The following is a 17329-nucleotide window of genomic DNA, read 5'->3' on the forward strand; positions in this document are numbered from 1 at the left end:
CTAATGGAAAATAATAAATACAATGAACTTTCATATTTAAATGACAAGTCTGTAAAAACTCCTTTTTTCGAAAAAGTCACATTAGCCGATCACCAAAAAGACGGCTATTGGATAGAAGCCATTGACATCAATGGCAATGGAAAATTAGACATTGTCACTTCGGGATTGGCTGAAGGAGAAGTTGTCTGGTATGAAAACCCAACATGGAAAAAACATACAATCGCTAAATTCCCACTTCCTGTGGCCATAGATTATGGCGATATTAATGGTAATGGCAGAAATGACATTGTAATATCTCACAATTATGGAAACTGCATGTTTTGGTGCAGACCTGAAGACGGAAAGATTTCTTGGTTAGAGAACCCAGGAGATTTTTCTGACCCTGAAAAACTCTGGAACAAACATTTTATCAGTGACTTAATGGCTGCCCATCGATTACAACTAGGCCATTTCACTCAAAATGAAAAACTGGAACTATTGGCATTGCCAGTTGTTGGTTGTCGTCCGTTTGGAGAAGGAGTTCACGAACCTGTATCAGTCACTCTTTTCGATAGACCTGATGATGTGCAAAATGCTCCTGAATGGAAAGGTAGGCTTATCAACAATAGCGATTTTAGAATAATACACGGAGTTGTCAGAAACAAATTCGGTGGGTACTCTGGTTCTCAAAACGAATCAGTGTTGCTAGCCAGCGAAGAAGGCATTAGTTGGTTCTTTTTCGATGAAAAGGAAAAAGATTGGAAAATCATTCCTTTCGGTGAGGGTGATCAATCAGGCCAAGCTCCCGGCTTCAAAGGTTGTGGTAATGTAGCTTATGGCAAAGTTGGTGACGATCCATACGCCTATATCGCAACAATAGACCCTTTTCATGGCAATATGGTAACCGTTTATACACGTGAATCGGGTAGTGATCTAACGGATAAACCATGGAAACGCCATATTCTCGACATTTTTGGAGAATTCGATCCCGAAAAACAAGGCCCAGGACATCATGTCGTTACAGGCGATTTTGACGGTGATGGTGATGATGAATTTCTAGTAGCATTGCGAGGTCCAATGCCATATCAAGGTGTTTATTATTACAAAGCTATAGACGTTGAAAAAGGACTTTTCGAAAGATGGAGAGTTTCCACTTCATCCGCAGCAAGAATAACCGTTGGAGATTTCAATGGAGATGGCAGATTAGATTTTGCTACTACGGGATACTATACGCCGGGGTATTATTTATGCGACAATTCCCAAGTCAATATTTTTCATAATTCATTCGCTGATATCAAATGATAAAATTTGGAAGAGAAACAACTGGTGAATTCAATCAAGTAGAAAATAAAGAATGGTTAATAACTAATGGTATCGGAGGCTATGCCTCCGGCACCATTGCCGGATCTTTAAGCAGAGGTTATCATGGCTTGCTTGTCTCAGCCATAAAGCCTCCGATTGACCGAAGATTATATTTGGCAAAGCTGGAAGAAACGGTCAAATACATGGAGAACTCTTACCCTCTTTCATCAAATCATTGGGAGAACAATATCATTGAGCCTAAAGGATATTTAAACATTGAATCCTTCGAGCTTCAAGATTCCACTCCTTGTTGGAGATTTGCCTTTTCTGATGCTTTGATCGAAAAAAAAGTTTGGATGCAACAGGGAGAGAATACTACTTATGTCACTTATACTGTATTAAGAGCAAATGACCCTATTTGTTTATCTCTTTCCGCTATAGCGAATAACCGTGTTTTTCATTACACATCGGAAGTCAACAAACCTTCAAAAATACAGGAAATACCCAATGGCATAAAGTGTTATTTTGACGAATCATCTTCAAACCCATTATCGCTTGTATTAAAAGAAGCTGAAATAAATATAAAAAACGAAATTTTCAGCAACTTCTACTTAAACAAAGAAGCCGAAAGAGGTTTAAATGCTTTGGATCACCATGTGCATGTTGCAAATTTTGAGATTACACTAAAAGAGGGAGAAACAGCTTGTTTTACCGCAAGCACTGAAAGTTCCCCGTCTGAATTTACCAATACCAAAAAACAAGCAATAGAACGAAGCAATCAAATTCTATCCAAATGGCCTCATAGCAATTTGCTTACAAATCCAGACATTAGGCAGCTGGTTCTTGCTTCCGATCAATTCATCGTCAACAGATCCACTGATGGAAAAAGCATCATAGCAGGCTATCATTGGTTCGAGGACTGGGGAAGAGACACAATGATCAGTTTGCCCGGCCTCGCCCTATCAATTGACAGAAGAGAAGATGCCAAGCTTATTCTCGAAACATTTGCCAAATATGTCGATCAAGGCATGCTACCTAATAGGTTCCCAGATTTAACCGAAACACCAGAATACAATACTATTGACGCTACACTATGGTACTTTCAAGCCATTAGGGATTATTATAAGTTGACACACGACAAAAATTTCATCAAGGAATTATTTCCCAAGCTTCAAGAAATTATTTCCACTCACATCAATGGCACACGCTACAACATCCATATGGATAAAAATGACGGTCTACTATATGGAGGCGAAGATGGCGTGCAATTGACTTGGATGGATGCTAAAGTTGGAAATAATGTCATTACGCCAAGAATAGGAAAAACTGTCGAAGTAAATGCACTTTGGTATAACGCACTCACGACAATGTCTTGGCTTAGCAAAGAAATTAACAGCCTAGACATCTATTCTGAATTGGCGAATCTATGCAAATCCAATTTCAATAAATTCTGGAATGACGATAAAGGCTATTGTTATGATGTCATAGAAGGGCCAAATGGACATGAAGACTTGTTAAGGCCTAACCAAATTTTCTGTGTATCGTTGCCTGACCAGCCTTTTGAGGATCGTTATAACATTAAAATCGTCAATTCTTGTTCCGAACATCTCCTTACTTCGCATGGCCTAAGATCTCTCGCCCCTTTTGAGATAGAATACAAAAATCATTACAAAGGGAATTCATATCAAAGAGATAGCGCATACCATCAAGGAACGGTTTGGAGTTGGCTGCTTGGGCCTTTTGCCATTGCACATATGAAAGTATTTAAGAATAAGTCTAGAGCGAGTGAATTGCTTACACCAATTATGACTCATATGACAGGTGCTGGCATAGGAACTATAAGCGAGATTTTTGACGCATCTCCTCCATTCAAGCCTAAAGGCTGCATAGCGCAAGCTTGGAGTGTCGGACAAATATTATACGCCTTGGATTTCATCGAATCATATAAACAATAAAACCAACCTCTCAATCAAAGTTACCAACCATGAACTCTCAAACTATTGAAGGACAAAGACTCGAAATTTCCAGATCAAATGATAATAACGAAGACTGGCTTTATTGGGGTCCATACCTATCTGAAAGACAATGGGGAACCGTTCGAGAAGATTACAGCGAAGATGGAAATGCCTGGAACTATTTTTCTCACGATCAATCACGGTCCAGAGCTTACAGATGGGGAGAAGATGGATTAGCAGGAATAAGCGATCCAGAACAAAAACTTTGCTTTTCCATATCGCTATGGAATAATAATGACCCTATCATCAAAGAAAGGCTCTTCGGACTGACCAACTCTGAAGGCAATCATGGCGAAGATGTCAAAGAATATTATTTTTACCTTGACAGCAGTCCTACTCATAGTTATATGAAGTGGCTCTACAAATACCCACACAATGCCTTTCCTTATGAAAATCTTGTCCAAGAAAATGAGAGAAGAAAATCAATACCCGGTTCTTTGGAATATGAGTTAATAGATACTGGTATTTTCAACAATGACGAATACTTCGATGTAGAAGTTGAATACGCAAAAGCTTCTCCATCTGACCTTTGCGTCAAAGTGAATATTAGAAATCATGCTGATCATTCCGCCAAGATAAAAGTAATGCCGACACTATGGTTTAGAAATACTTGGTCTTGGTTTGAAAATGTTGAAAAGCCAATGCTAAAAGGCGATTTTCGCTCAGACATTGGAACTGCGGAAATCTATGCTTCAGCTTCATCCGACAAAAGCACCAGCGAAATGAAGCTCTACTGCCAAACTCCGAATGATATCCTTTTTGTTGAAAATGAAAGCAATAAGAAAAAGCTTTGGCAAACTGAAAACAATACAAAATACCCTAAGGATGGAATCAATGATTATCTAATCCATCAGTCCGACTCTATCAATCCAGACAAAGAAGGGACTAAAAGCTCCGCATTATATGATTTGGAACTTCAAGCTGGAGAAATTAAAACTATAAAAGTCAGACTATCCAACAATACAAACTTAGAAAACCCATTCTCCGAGGAATTTGATCAGACCTTTGAAAATAGAATAAATGAATGCAACGAATTCTATAATCAGGTTACTCCTCAACAACTTAGCGATGAACAAAAAATGATTCAAAGGCAAGCCTATGCAGGAATGCTTTGGAGCAAACAATATTACCACTATGTTGTCGCAGACTGGCTGAAAGGCGATCCTACACAGCCCACTCCACCTTTAGGAAGAAGCCGAAACAGCCAATGGCAACACATGTATGCCAGCAATGTGATATCCATGCCCGACGCTTGGGAATATCCTTGGTTTGCAGCTTGGGACTTATGCTTTCATACAGTTATATTCTCAAGAATAGATATTGAATTTGCAAAAAAACAACTAAGGCTTCTAACTAATGAATGGTACATGTCTCCAAATGGAGCAAAACCGGCATACGAATGGGCATTTAGCGATCTTAATCCTCCACTCCATGCTTGGGCAGCATTAAAGATTTTCGAAAATGAAGAGGAAATAACAGGAAATAAAGATTATGGATTTCTTTCCGATATCTTCAATCATTGTTTGATGAATTTCACTTGGTGGGTGAATCGAGTTGACGAGGAAAATAATAATCTTTTTGAAGGTGGATTTTTAGGTCTGGACAATATATCCGTTATCAACAGAAGCAAGTTGAGCGATTTTGAAAATGCTATCGGCAAAAAAGTTACCATGAATCAATCCGATGGTACTAGCTGGATGGGAATGTTTAGTCTGAAAATGATGGAAATCGCATTAAAATTAGGAGAACAGAATCCTTCAGAATACTCTCACCTTGCCAGCAAATTTTTCCAACACTTTGTCTTCATTGCCGATGCGATGAATAATGTTGAGCATAAATCAAATGGCAAAGTAAAACTGTGGGATGACTCAGATGGTTTTTACTACGATTTTTTAACCATATACGACAACCCTACCCAATATGTATCCATCAAACTCAAATCAATCATAGGGATCATCGCACTATTCCCAATAGCCAAGCTTAATCATGGGGTCTTGGATGATAGTTGTTCAAGAAAGCTAAAAGAAAAAATGGATTGGTTTATTCAGCAACATCCGGAGCTTATAGATCAAGTAAAGACAACTAAAGAAGATAATGAAGATGAAATGCTTCTTTCTTTTGTCAACCCAGAAAGGTTAAAGATAATATTGCAAAAAGTTTTTAACGAATCTGAATTCCTGAGCCCTCATGGTATTAGAGGTATTTCACAGATTTATCGAGACCAACCTTTTTCCCTATCGATCGATGGAGTCACGCTTACTGAAAAGTACACGCCAGCTGAATCAGAAGATCAAACATTCGGTGGCAATTCTAATTGGAGGGGACCTGTATGGTTTCCGATAAACTTTCTTTTCATCGAAACTCTTGAAAAGTACCACGAATTTCTCGGCGATGATTTCAAAATCGAATATCCAACAAATTCAGGCAAGCAATTAAGCTTGAAAGAAATTGCCAATGATTTAACAAATCGATTGATCGGCATTTTCGAAAAGAACACCCATGGGAAAAGACCCTTTCATGGGGAGAATTCTACATTTCAAGAAAATTCAACTTGGCAAGATTTGATATTGTATTACGAATATTTTCATGGAGACAATGGAGCCGGCATTGGTGCCTCCCATCAAACAGGATGGACAGGATTAGTTGCCGAGCTTCTTCATCGCAATCAAAAAAACTAAAATCATGATTAGCAACTTCAACAAAGACAAAGTTTTCATTGGCATCACTCCCACATCATGGTGGAACGACGACTTTTTGGACATAGACATCGGTATTCCTTTCGAGCAATGCGTAAGTGAAATGGCATTAGCCGGCTACGAAGGATGCAGTATTGGCCACAAGTACCCTAAAGATATCGATACTCTTAAAAAAGAACTTTCCAGAAGAAACTTAAGTGTTTCAGAGCCATGGACAAGCACTTACTTCACTGTGAATGAAATGTATGAAAAGACCATTGAAGATTTTAAAAAATCCATGCAACTTATTAAGACGATGGGAGGCAAAGATGTGGTTATCGCTGAACTTGGACATTCAGCCCATCAAAGAGATATCGCATTAAAAGCTAACAGGCCCATTTTCAACGACCAACAATGGAAATCGCTGATTGACGGATTGCACGTATTGGGCCAAATGGCTACAGATGAAGGAATGAATCTTTGCTACCATCACCATATGGGCACAGGCGTTCAAACTCGAGAACAAGTAGACAAATTGATGAATGACACAGACCCCAATTTAGTTCACCTGCTATTTGACACAGGACATATTACATTTTCAGAAACTAATGAAAACGCCGCGCTGGATTTGGCGAAGGCTTATGGCAACAGAATTAAACATGTGCACCTAAAGAATATTAGACGCCCCGCAATGGAGCTGTCCGACAATAATAATTTTTCTTTCAAAGAATCTATTCTTAACGGAATTTTCACCGTGCCGGGTGATCAAGAAGGGATGATTGATTTCGAGCCTATTTTTCAAGCCTTGGCTGACTCTGGCTTTGAGGGTTGGCTAATTGTGGAGGCTGAGCAAGATCCTTCCAAGGCCTATCCTTTGGACTATGCGAAAATGGGACGTGAATATATCAAACAAGTTACTGGCATATAATACAAAAAGGGGCTAAAAAGCCCCTTTTTTAATATTTCATAATGAATAGTAAATTATTATTTTACTAAAACATCGCTTTGATAAACTTCATTTCTAGCGCTCATCAACGTGTTGTACAACAATGATGAAATCGTCATAGGACCTACACCACCTGGAACTGGAGTAATATGGCTTGCTTTTTCCTCACAAGAAGAGAATTCACAATCTCCCTTCAACACATACCCTCTTTTCTTCGAAGCATCTTCAACTCTTGTTATACCCACATCGATAACAACAGCTCCTTCTTTAACCATATCTCCCTTGATGAATTCAGGAATACCAACCGCAACGATCAATATATCCGCTTGACGCGTATATTGCTCTAGACCTTGTGTATACCTATGGCACAAAGTAACAGTTGCATTACCCGGCTTTCCATTTCTAGCCATCAATATACTCATTGGCGAACCAACAATATTGCTTCGACCAACAACAACGCAATGCTTGCCAAATGTATCGATATTATAATGCTCGATAAGCTTCAATATTCCAAATGGAGTAGCTGAAATATACGAAGGCAAGTTCTTAGTCATTCTTCCAACATTCACTGGGTGGAAACCATCCACATCCTTTTCAGGAACGATTCTATCAGTAACTTTCTGCACGGAGATATGCTTAGGCAAAGGCAACTGCACGATCAACCCGTCAATATCATCGTCCGCATTGATATCTTCAACTACCTTCAACAATTCTTCCTCCGATATATCCGCAGGGAACCTCTTCAATGTAGACTTGAACCCAACTTCATCGCAAGCTTTAACTTTATGATTAACATAAGTTTGACTAGCTCCATCTTCACCAACCAAGATTGCTGCCAAGTGAGGTTGTTTTCCTCCTTCAGCGCGAAAAGCCTTTACTTCCTCTGCGATCTGGTCTTTAAGAGCTTGCGACGTAAGTTTGCCATCCAATATTTCTGCCATAATTAATTTGATTTTGTGTGATTATATGTAACGAAATTAAAAAATTCAAATTAATTTTTAAACTTTTTGACATCATTTATTACATACATATGCATCTTTTTAATTTGCAATAAAATCCATTAAAAGAATCATTAAAAATGATTGAACTTCTCCTAACATCAAAATTCATAATCAAAAGGTTAATCTATTGCTAAGCCAATAATTTATACTATGATAAATTATCAAAAAGATAATACAAAAAGCCATTGATTCTTACATTACCTATACCGTTCTATCATTCCCGTTCAATTTGAGTCTTCATCGATAGCTTTTCAAAAAAACAATTTCCATAGTTTGAACACCAAATAAAACTCGAAAACTTCTTGATGAAATGAATATTTTTTAAAAAATGGCTAGGATTCAGATCAAAAATAATGATTTTTTCAAAATGTAATCCAGATGTACCCTTCATTGTCAACAAAATTTAACAAGCCACGCCTACCTTGCCATCATCAAATTTGTTACAAACAGTCCACATTATAAGTGGCTGACACAACGCAAAACTTTTAACAATCATGGTAAAAAAGCATTTGGGATTTTTGACATTAGCATTGGCAATGCTTGTCAATATTGCGATAGGTAAAGAAAAAGAAGACTTGGTTCAGCTAGTTAATCCGCTTATGGGTACTATGTCTGACTTTAGTCTGTCTAACGGTAATACCTACCCTGCCATTGCAACTCCTTGGGGAATGAATTTTTGGACGCCTCAAACTTCAGAAAATGGCAATGGATGGACATATTCATACTCAGCAAAAACTATCCAAGGATTGAAGCAAACTCATCAACCTAGCCCTTGGATAAACGATTATGGCGCTTTTTCCTTAATGCCTGTGTCAGGAGAGGAAGTTTACAGCCAAAAAGACAGAGCTTCTTGGTTTTCACACAAAGCTGAAATTGCCAAGCCTAATTATTACAAAGTTTACTTGGCTGACCATGATGTGACTGCTGAATTGACTCCTACGGAAAGATGCGCTCAGTTTAGATTTACATACCCAGAAGATCAATCAAATTACTTGGTGATTGACGCTTACCACAAAGGCTCATATGTAAAGTATATCCCTGAAGAAAACAAAATCATCGGATATGCAAAAAACAATAGCGGTGGTGTTCCTGATAACTTTAAAAACTATTTTGTCATCTATCTTGGCTCTGATGTGGAAGAAGTTAAAATGTGGGATGTCGAGAAAGGTCTGAAAGAAACTCACGAGCTTGAAGGAGAGAATGTTGGAGCCCTTGTTAAATTCAAAACGCCGGGTCAAAAAGTTAACGTGAAAGTCGGCAGCTCATTTATAAGCTATGAGCAGGCTGAAATAAGCATCAAAAGAGAATTAGCCAACGACACTTTTGAGCAAACAAAGGAAAAAGCTTCTATGGCTTGGAACAATGAGCTAAACAGAATCAAAATTCAAGGTGGAACTTTACAGCAACAAGAAACTTTTTATTCAACGCTTTACAGAGTATTGCTATTCCCTCGCAAGTTTTACGAATACAATGAAAACGATGAAATAATTCACTATAGTCCATATAATGGAGAAGTGTTACCAGGATACATGTTTACTGACAATGGATTCTGGGACACTTTTCGTGCCGTATTCCCATTCTTCACAGTTATGTATCAAGAATTGGATGCTCAAATCATGGAAGGTCTTGTGAACACTTACAAAGAAAGCGGTTGGTTGCCTGAGTGGGCAAGCCCAGGGCACAGAGATTGCATGATTGGCTCCAACTCAGCCTCACTAATTACTGACGCATATATCAAAGGCATCAGAGGTTACGATATTGAGACTTTATATGAAGCTATGGTCAAAAATACCACCGGACACGGGCCTGAAAAATCTGTTGGTAGATATGGAGCAGAGTACTACAACAAATTAGGTTATGTGCCTTATGATGTGGATATACATGAAAATGCCGCAAGAACATTAGAATATGCATACGCTGACTATTGCATCTACGCACTAGGCGAGGAATTAGGGAAGCCTAAGAAAACTCAAAAGTTGTTTGCTCAAAGATCTCAAAACTATAAAAACCTTTATGACCCTGAAACAAAATGGATGCGAGGAAAGAATGAGGATGGAACATTCCAATCGCCTTTCAACCCTTTGAAATGGGGTGATGCTTTCACAGAAGGAAACAGCATGCACTATACTTGGTCAGTATTTCACGATGTGGAAGGGCTTATCAACCTTATGGGCGGTGAAGACGAGTTCACTGGAAAAATGGACGAAGTTTTCAATATGCCTCCTAAGTACGATTGTTCTTACTATGGTTTCCCAATACATGAAATCAGAGAAATGCAGATTGCGGATATGGGGAACTATGCTCACGGCAACCAGCCTATTCAGCATATGATCTACCTTTACAACTATGCTGGACAACCTTGGAAAGCACAACAAAGAGTTAGAGAAGTGATGGATAAACTTTATTTCGCTACTCCTGACGGATATTGCGGTGATGAAGATAATGGACAAACTTCCGCTTGGTATGTATTTTCAGCCATGGGATTCTATCCTGTAGCTCCAGGTACAACTCAATATGTTTTCGGTAGCCCATTATTTGAAAAAGTAGAATTGACATTGGAAAATGGAAATACTTTTGAAATCGAAGCGCAAGGCAACTCGAAAGAGAACATCTATGTCGACCAAATAAGACTAAACGGTCAAGTTTATGACAAGAACTTCATTGAGCATGACGACATCATGAACGGAGGCAAGCTTCAATTTAAAATGATCGATACTCCAAATAAAGAAAGAGGCACTTCTGAAGAAAGTAAACCATTCTCTTTCTCAACTAAGTAAAATAACTCCCCCTATATATTTTAAAAGCCACAAGACTTCTGACTTGTGGCTTTTTCCTTATCTTATCATCATATCAAACTACTACGCTATGCCCTTTGCTGGCATTATAAGATTTCGATTCAATTGCATCGATATAAATCCATTCCACATTAGCTGAATTGTTGTCAAACACCACTGCAAGATAGCCTCTATCCTTTGCATTTAGATACTTCAAATCCGAAATCAACACTTGAAAGGCTTGCTCAAATGCTGGCGCGGATTGCGAATCCAAATTCAAGTACTTTTCCAAACCAGGCGAAGTCACAGATGCTGTAGCCAATTCTTGACCTATTAAATTTCCTTCACCATCTGTCAAATCATTATTCCAAGCATTATGAGTATCTCCCGCCAACACGATCAACCTTTTCCCTTGAAATGCTTTTAAAACCATCTCTCTTTCAACTGGATAACCATCCCAAGCATCCAAATTATATGGCAACGCATTCGTTACTCTCGCTTTTTCATGATCAGTCAATGTTGGGTCATTAGCCTCAATTCTCATTTTTATAGCCACCAACTCTCCTATCAATGTCTGCAAACGAATAAACGCTTCCTCATCCGAATTACCAGAAGCTACTTGATTTGTCAATAACAATAACTCAACAGGCAAAACCATCTTCCCCATCAACACTTGTTGTCCCAACACTTGCCAGGTCGCTTGGCTAGTTGTCGATTTCTCAATCAACCATTGCCTCTGCTCAACTCCCAAAATCGTACGATTTTGATCCGTCAAATCAGCCATGAACTTTGCAACATCCAGTCCGGTATCAGTAAAATAATCAGCATAATCCAACTGCTTGTCTCTGCCATAGACTCTGGTATCCAACATCAAAAGATCCACCAAACCACCGATTTCCAAATGCCTGTAAATTCTTTCCGAACCTTGATCCACATTCAACTTTGGCAAATACTCGCTATACGCTTTTATAGCGTTCATTTTTCTTTCATTGAAATCGCCTTCACCTTCATTATGGTTTACAGCGCCATTCTTATACGTATTATCTGTAATCTCATGATCATCCCACACGCATATGAACGGTTTATTCTGATGCGCCAACATTAAGTCCTCATCGCCTCGATACTGTTTATACCTTGTTCGATAATCATCTAAAGATATGATTTCAGTGCTAGGCTTAACATCACGTCCCGATACCTTTGTAAAATCACCTGAGCCATATCCACCTGCTCCATGCTCATAAATATAGTCGCCTAAGTGAACGACTAAATCAGCGTCAGATTCCGCTATTTCCTTGTATACATTGAAATATCCAGCAGGGTAATTTGAGCAGGAACAAACCGCCATTTTGATTGATGAAATATCTTGAGCAAATGTCAATGTATTGCCAACGCGAGAAACAGCTTGATCTTTCACGCATGAAAATCTATAATACAGCTTGAGGCCACTATCCAAATCCCTAACTTCAATCGAAAGCGTATTATCATTAGCAGAATCAACAATTGCTTTTTTTGTCCTGATAATATTCTCAAAGCCAGCATCCGAAGCTATTTCTGCTATCAATTCCGAACCAGATTCTCCATTATACCGAGTCCATATAATCACGCCATCCAATGTGGGGTCAAAACTCGCCACACCATGTTCAAAATTCTTTTGCTGGAATGATTCAACTTCAATTCTTGGCGACTGTTGATTTTCTTCATCAGATTTACAGCTTACCAAGTTCAATGGAAGAATCATTCCTCCTGAAGCCAACAAAGCTTTGTTTAAAAATTTTCTACGTTGCATCGGTTATCATTTTATATATCAAAAACCGAAACTACAAATCAAAAATTAGTCTTTAATTGCCTAATTATTAATTAAATTTTACCACATCATCTTAGTTTTATTCATATATTAGTTCATAAATCTAATTTATAAAAAACTATAGCTCCATTTCAATAATCTTGAATTCAATACGTCGATTTTGCGCTCTTCCTTCTTCAGTGTTATTTGACACCTTAGGCTGAGACTCTCCATATCCTTTATATGTCACTTTTTCACTAGGTATGCCTGAATCAACAAGATAATCATACACAGCCTTCGCTCTATTCAAAGAAAGTTTGTCATTAAAGCTCTCCGCACCTATATCATCCGTGTGACCACCAATCTCGATAATCAATGACGGATTCGAATGAAGAAAATCTGTGAGCTTATCCAACTCCACTTTTGACTTTTCTTTTAGTTCATAGCTATTTGAAGCAAAAAACACATTTTTCAACTCAGCATTCACCAACTCTTCTATCGGGTCCATCTCAATGTCAAGAAATATCGCTTCCGCTTCATCAAATTGTTTTTGAGAATAATTAAATGATAATGACTTGAATAAATATCCTTTAGAAGTGGCAAATATACCGTATTCCTTGCCCTCGGTAAGCACTATCGCATACTGTCCATTAAGTTTATCAGAATAAACCTTAGACATCAAACTATCTTTACGAAGATCATACAACTCCAAGTCCGCTCGCAATGCTTTCTTAGTTTTAGAATCTCTTACAACGCCTGCTATGTAGTTCGTCTTCTTTTTTATTCGAAGTTTCTCAGGCATATCAAAGGAGTAAATATGGCTATATACTTTCGCGTCTATGGTTTCATCTTCCGAGTAATATGCTTTTCTGCCATCAGTTGAGACAACCAAGGAAATTTGATCTAAATGATTGTTGATTGGATATCCCAAATTAACAGGTTTTTCCCAACCTCCCAGCTCATTTTTATCACTATAAAACAAATCATATCCTCCCATTCCCGCATGTCCATTAGACGCGAAATACAATCTATCTCCACTTGAATGTATGAAAGGGCCAATGTCTTCTCCTTCTGTATTGATAATCGAGCCCAAGTTAATCGCTTTTCCCCATTCATTATTCTCATCCAAATAAGAGACATAAATGTCTCGGCCTCCAAAACCACCAGAACGAGCCGACACAAAATACAATGTTCTTCCATCAGCAGACAAAGATGGTTGAGATTCCCATGCCGCGCTATTAATATTCAAGCCCATATTCATAGGTTTTGTCCAGCTGTCTCCCACTTTATAAGAGATAAACAAATCGCAACTACCCACATTGTTTCTACCCTCTTGACAAGAAGTAAAAATCATCGTCTTGCCATCAGCAGAAATAGAGCATGTTCCCTCGTTTGCGGGTGTATTGATATTTTCCGAAATACTCACTGGTTCAGACCAAGAGCCATTATCCAAATGACTTACAAATATATCTTCGTCGGCAATTTGGGCAAATTGCTCTCTTCTTGTAAAATAAATAGTTTTTCCATCCACTGTAAAAGTCGGAAAATATTGCAAAGCGAATTTATTCAGAGGCTCTGGAAGACGCTCAGGACTATAAGGCAATTCCTCTTGCATTGCTTTTTTAGCGAACTCAACATTTCTAAGTATTTTCTCTGATTTTGCTTTTTTTCTCGGATCTCTTGGGTTAGCGGCTAAATGCTTTCTAGCCATTTTTTCCGCATTTTCATAATCCCCCTTTTGCATGCAAACTTCCGCCAAGACAGGAAATAATGACGGATGATTCAATCCAGTAACTCCAGCATTCATTAAACGGTTGAATACTTCATAATAAGATTTCTGATCTCTCTTAATTTCATAGCAAGTAGCCAACTCCATATAAGCTCTCACAAAGTGCGGATCTTTCTCAATCGCCTTATTCAAGCTTTCAATAGCTTTGGGAAAATCTCTTTTTCTCAATTGATCAATCGCTTGATCGTAAAGTTTCTGGGCTTTTTTATTTACTGGTGTCTGTTGAGCGATAGTTTCAAACGAACCAAAAATCAAAAAAAATACAAAATAAAACAGAAACAGTAGTTTTTTAAACATAATTAAGCATTTAGGTTTTATAAGCTATCCCTATGAATAAAGCCAATCTTAAAATAAGAACAGCTTTAAAAATATTTGTAACTTATAACCTAATATGCTGAAAAAAGTTAAAATTTACTAAGGTATGTTCAGAAACTTATGCGTCTGCAAACTCAATCTCCATTTGGGGTTTTCCTGAATATAGCTTATGATCAGCGGAGACATTTCATCGGATTTTGACCATTCAGGTTGCATATACAACATGCAATCATCATTCACCAACTCAGCATATTGTTCGGCCCATTTAAAATCATTTCGATTATATATCACCACTTTAAGCTCATTTGCCGCTGCATAAATGCTCTCGTGAGGCTTTTTGAATTTTTTAGGAGAAAAGCAAACCCAATCCCACTCTCCTGTAACCGGATGAGCTCCTGAAGTCTCAATATTAGTCTGAAAACCATTATCCTTAAGAGCTTTTGTCAAAGGTCCGCAATCATACATCAACGGCTCCCCTCCCGTTACGATCGCAAGTCTTCCATTATGGCTCATGGCATCTTCTACGATTTGGCCTATTTGATATACTGGATGAGCCAAAGCATCCCAAGACTCTTTGACATCACACCAAAAACATTCCACATCACAACCTCCAAGTCTAATGAAATAAGCGGCATGCCCTTGGTAAAAGCCTTCCCCTTGCAAGGTGTAAAACGACTCCATAATCGGCAACGCTTCACCTCGCTCTATCATTTTTTTCTCTTCTTCCTTATTGTTGTTTTCCACTTTCATACGATTATTCGACATGCAAGTTAATAAATCTTTCGCTAACGAGACCCAGTTTATTCCCCCCTTTTAACGACAAAGAAAAGATAATGATATTCACCCCATGATAAATTTCTTCTACGCTTCACGAAAAATTAATTTTTCCAATAAGCTTAAGCTTAAAAACATTTTGCTATTTTTGCGGAGATAAAGTATACTGTAAATCATGACAAGCATTAGAAACATTGCCATTATTGCCCACGTTGACCACGGTAAGACTACATTGGTTGACAAAATCATCTACGCTTCAAGCGTGCTTCGCGAAGGACAAGAGTTCGAAGATTTGATTTTGGACAATAATGACCTTGAAAGAGAAAGAGGCATTACGATCGTATCCAAAAACGTATCGGTTACTTATAAGGACGTAAAAATCAACATTATTGACACTCCTGGTCACGCCGACTTCGGCGGAGAAGTTGAGCGAGTGCTCAAAATGGCGGATGGCGTGCTATTGTTAGTTGACGCCTTTGAAGGACCAATGCCCCAAACTAGATTCGTATTAGCGAAAGCATTGGAACTTGGGCTTAAGCCAATTGTTGTAGTCAACAAAGTAGACAAAGAAAACTGTCGTCCGGATGAGGTGCATGAAATGGTGTTTGACCTAATGTTCAATCTTGACGCGACTGAAGAGCAACTTGAGTTCAAAACTCTTTATGGTTCTTCTAAACAAGGGTGGATGAGCACGGATTGGAATAAACCAACGGACAACTTGATCCCTCTATTGGATGAAATCATCGCCACTATCCCTGAAGCTCCGACTAGAGAAGGTATTCCTCAGCTTCAAGTAACATCTTTGGACTACTCTAAATTCGTTGGACGTATCGCTATCGGTAGATTATACCAAGGAGTTTTGAAAGAAGGCATGCAAGTAGGCCTTACAAAAGCGGATGGTTCTGTGAAGAAGTCCAAAATCAAAGAACTTCAAGTATTTGAAGGACTTGGTAGAAAGAAAGTCGAAGAAGTGCATAGCGGAGACATCTGTGCTATCATCGGAGTAGACGATTTTGAAATCGGTGATACTATCACTGACGCAGAGACTCCTGAGCCATTGCCAAGAATCAGCATTGACGAGCCTACGATGAGTATGCTTTTTACTATCAACAACTCTCCTTTCTTTGGCAAAGAAGGTAAATTTGTAACTTCAAGGCACTTAAGAGACAGACTTTACAAAGAAACAGAGAAAAACCTTGCCTTGAGAATTCAAGACATGGATACTGAGGATAAATTCTTGGTTTATGGTAGAGGTATTCTTCACTTGTCGGTTTTAATCGAGACTATGAGAAGAGAAGGTTACGAGCTTCAAGTTGGACAGCCTCAAGTTCTTTTCAAAGAAATCGATGGTGTGAAAAATGAGCCAATCGAATCCATGGTTGTAGACGTTCCTGAAGAAACTGCTGGAAAAGTTATCGAACTTGCTACGCAAAGAAAAGGTGAGTTACTAATCATGGAGCCTAAAGGCGATATGCAACACCTAGAATTTGAAATTCCGTCAAGAGGTATCATCGGTCTAAGAAACTCAGTGCTAACAGCCACTGCAGGTGAAGCGATTATGACGCACAGATTCAAAGAATACCAACCATACAAAGGTGAAATTTCAGGCAGACTGAACGGTTCTTTGATATCTATGGAAAATGGTCCTTCTACAGCTTACTCTTTGGATAAGCTTCAAGACAGAGGAATTTTCTTCATCGATCCGGGAGAAGAGCTTTATATCGGACAAGTTATCGGTGAGCACAACAGAAGCAATGACCTTTGCCTGAATGTTCAAAAAGGAAAAAAACTTACCAATATGAGATCTGCTGGTGCTGACGCTAGTGCTAAAATCGCCCCTAAGAGACAATTCAGCTTGGAAGAATGTTTGGAATACATTCAAAAGGATGAATATGTGGAGGTTACGCCAGAGTCAATAAGAATGAGAAAAATCGTTCTTGACGAAAATGAAAGAAAGAAATCACAAAAATAATAAG

10 protein-coding genes are annotated in these 17329 nt (G+C 38.5%); 6 read left to right on the forward strand and 4 right to left on the reverse strand.

Features of this window, described 5'->3' with window-relative positions; all coding sequences use genetic code 11:
- The first annotated feature begins 3 nt into the window (after positions 1-3).
- From AABK36_RS11005 to iolE, 4 genes are read left to right on the forward strand one after another with little or no spacing between them, the layout of a single operon-like run.
- A complete protein-coding gene (locus tag AABK36_RS11005; RefSeq protein ID WP_309939045.1) occupies positions 4-1281 on the forward strand; it encodes an FG-GAP and VCBS repeat-containing protein in 1278 nt (425 codons plus the stop codon).
- Positions 1278-3236, forward strand: a complete 1959-nt coding sequence (locus tag AABK36_RS11010) for an amylo-alpha-1,6-glucosidase (protein ID WP_309939044.1) — start codon at positions 1278-1280, stop codon at positions 3234-3236. Before AABK36_RS11005 ends, AABK36_RS11010 begins: the two co-directional genes overlap by 4 nt.
- Before the next feature lie 29 nt (positions 3237-3265).
- Entirely contained in the window at positions 3266-5974 is a 2709-nt protein-coding gene (locus tag AABK36_RS11015; RefSeq protein ID WP_309939043.1) for a glucosidase family protein, read from the forward strand.
- 4 nt (positions 5975-5978) lie between these two features.
- Positions 5979-6899 (forward strand): myo-inosose-2 dehydratase, encoded by a 921-nt coding sequence (gene iolE, locus AABK36_RS11020; RefSeq protein WP_309939041.1) that lies wholly within the window; start codon positions 5979-5981, stop codon positions 6897-6899.
- A gap of 56 nt (positions 6900-6955) precedes the next feature.
- On the opposite strand, the gene folD is transcribed toward iolE, so the two are convergent.
- Entirely contained in the window at positions 6956-7858 is a 903-nt protein-coding gene (gene folD / locus AABK36_RS11025; protein WP_309939040.1) for a bifunctional methylenetetrahydrofolate dehydrogenase/methenyltetrahydrofolate cyclohydrolase FolD, read from the reverse strand.
- A 554-nt stretch (positions 7859-8412) separates the two neighbouring features.
- On the opposite strand from folD, the gene AABK36_RS11030 reads away from it, so the two are divergent.
- Positions 8413-10695 carry a GH92 family glycosyl hydrolase gene (locus AABK36_RS11030; RefSeq protein ID WP_309939038.1) on the forward strand — a complete coding sequence of 761 codons (2283 nt, stop codon included), beginning with the start codon at positions 8413-8415 and terminating at the stop codon, positions 10693-10695.
- Between the two features lie 73 nt (positions 10696-10768).
- On the opposite strand, the gene AABK36_RS11035 is transcribed toward AABK36_RS11030, so the two are convergent.
- From AABK36_RS11035 to AABK36_RS11045, 3 genes are all read right to left on the reverse strand, one after another.
- Positions 10769-12478, reverse strand: coding sequence for an alkaline phosphatase D family protein (locus AABK36_RS11035; RefSeq protein ID WP_309939037.1), 1710 nt, complete (start codon positions 12476-12478; stop codon positions 10769-10771).
- Positions 12479-12614: 136 nt separating this feature from the next.
- Positions 12615-14561, reverse strand: a complete 1947-nt coding sequence (locus tag AABK36_RS11040; protein WP_309939034.1) for an OmpA family protein — start codon at positions 14559-14561, stop codon at positions 12615-12617.
- A gap of 117 nt (positions 14562-14678) precedes the next feature.
- On the reverse strand, positions 14679-15260 hold the full coding sequence (locus AABK36_RS11045) for a 7-carboxy-7-deazaguanine synthase QueE (protein WP_309939184.1): 582 nt from the start codon (positions 15258-15260) through the stop codon (positions 14679-14681).
- 268 nt (positions 15261-15528) lie between these two features.
- On the opposite strand from AABK36_RS11045, the gene typA reads away from it, so the two are divergent.
- The gene (typA, locus tag AABK36_RS11050; protein WP_309939032.1) at positions 15529-17325 is read left to right on the forward strand and encodes a translational GTPase TypA; all 1797 of its coding nucleotides are present in this window, start codon (positions 15529-15531) and stop codon (positions 17323-17325) included.
- Positions 17326-17329 lie beyond the last annotated feature (4 nt).

Origin of the sequence: Aureibacter tunicatorum, from assembly GCF_036492635.1 — a bacterium.
Taxonomy (GTDB): Bacteria; Bacteroidota; Bacteroidia; order Cytophagales; family Cyclobacteriaceae; genus Aureibacter; species Aureibacter tunicatorum.

Coding starts and splice junctions, on each gene's coding strand:
- AABK36_RS11005 (WP_309939045.1), top strand. CDS start 4: ATGGAAAATAATAAATACAATGAACTTTCATATTTAAATGACAAGTCT.
- AABK36_RS11010 (WP_309939044.1), top strand. CDS start 1,278: ATGATAAAATTTGGAAGAGAAACAACTGGTGAATTCAATCAAGTAGAA.
- AABK36_RS11015 (WP_309939043.1), top strand. CDS start 3,266: ATGAACTCTCAAACTATTGAAGGACAAAGACTCGAAATTTCCAGATCA.
- iolE (WP_309939041.1), top strand. CDS start 5,979: ATGATTAGCAACTTCAACAAAGACAAAGTTTTCATTGGCATCACTCCC.
- folD (WP_309939040.1), bottom strand. CDS start 7,858: ATGGCAGAAATATTGGATGGCAAACTTACGTCGCAAGCTCTTAAAGAC.
- AABK36_RS11030 (WP_309939038.1), top strand. CDS start 8,413: ATGGTAAAAAAGCATTTGGGATTTTTGACATTAGCATTGGCAATGCTT.
- AABK36_RS11035 (WP_309939037.1), bottom strand. CDS start 12,478: ATGCAACGTAGAAAATTTTTAAACAAAGCTTTGTTGGCTTCAGGAGGA.
- AABK36_RS11040 (WP_309939034.1), bottom strand. CDS start 14,561: ATGTTTAAAAAACTACTGTTTCTGTTTTATTTTGTATTTTTTTTGATT.
- AABK36_RS11045 (WP_309939184.1), bottom strand. CDS start 15,260: ATGGAGTCGTTTTACACCTTGCAAGGGGAAGGCTTTTACCAAGGGCAT.
- typA (WP_309939032.1), top strand. CDS start 15,529: ATGACAAGCATTAGAAACATTGCCATTATTGCCCACGTTGACCACGGT.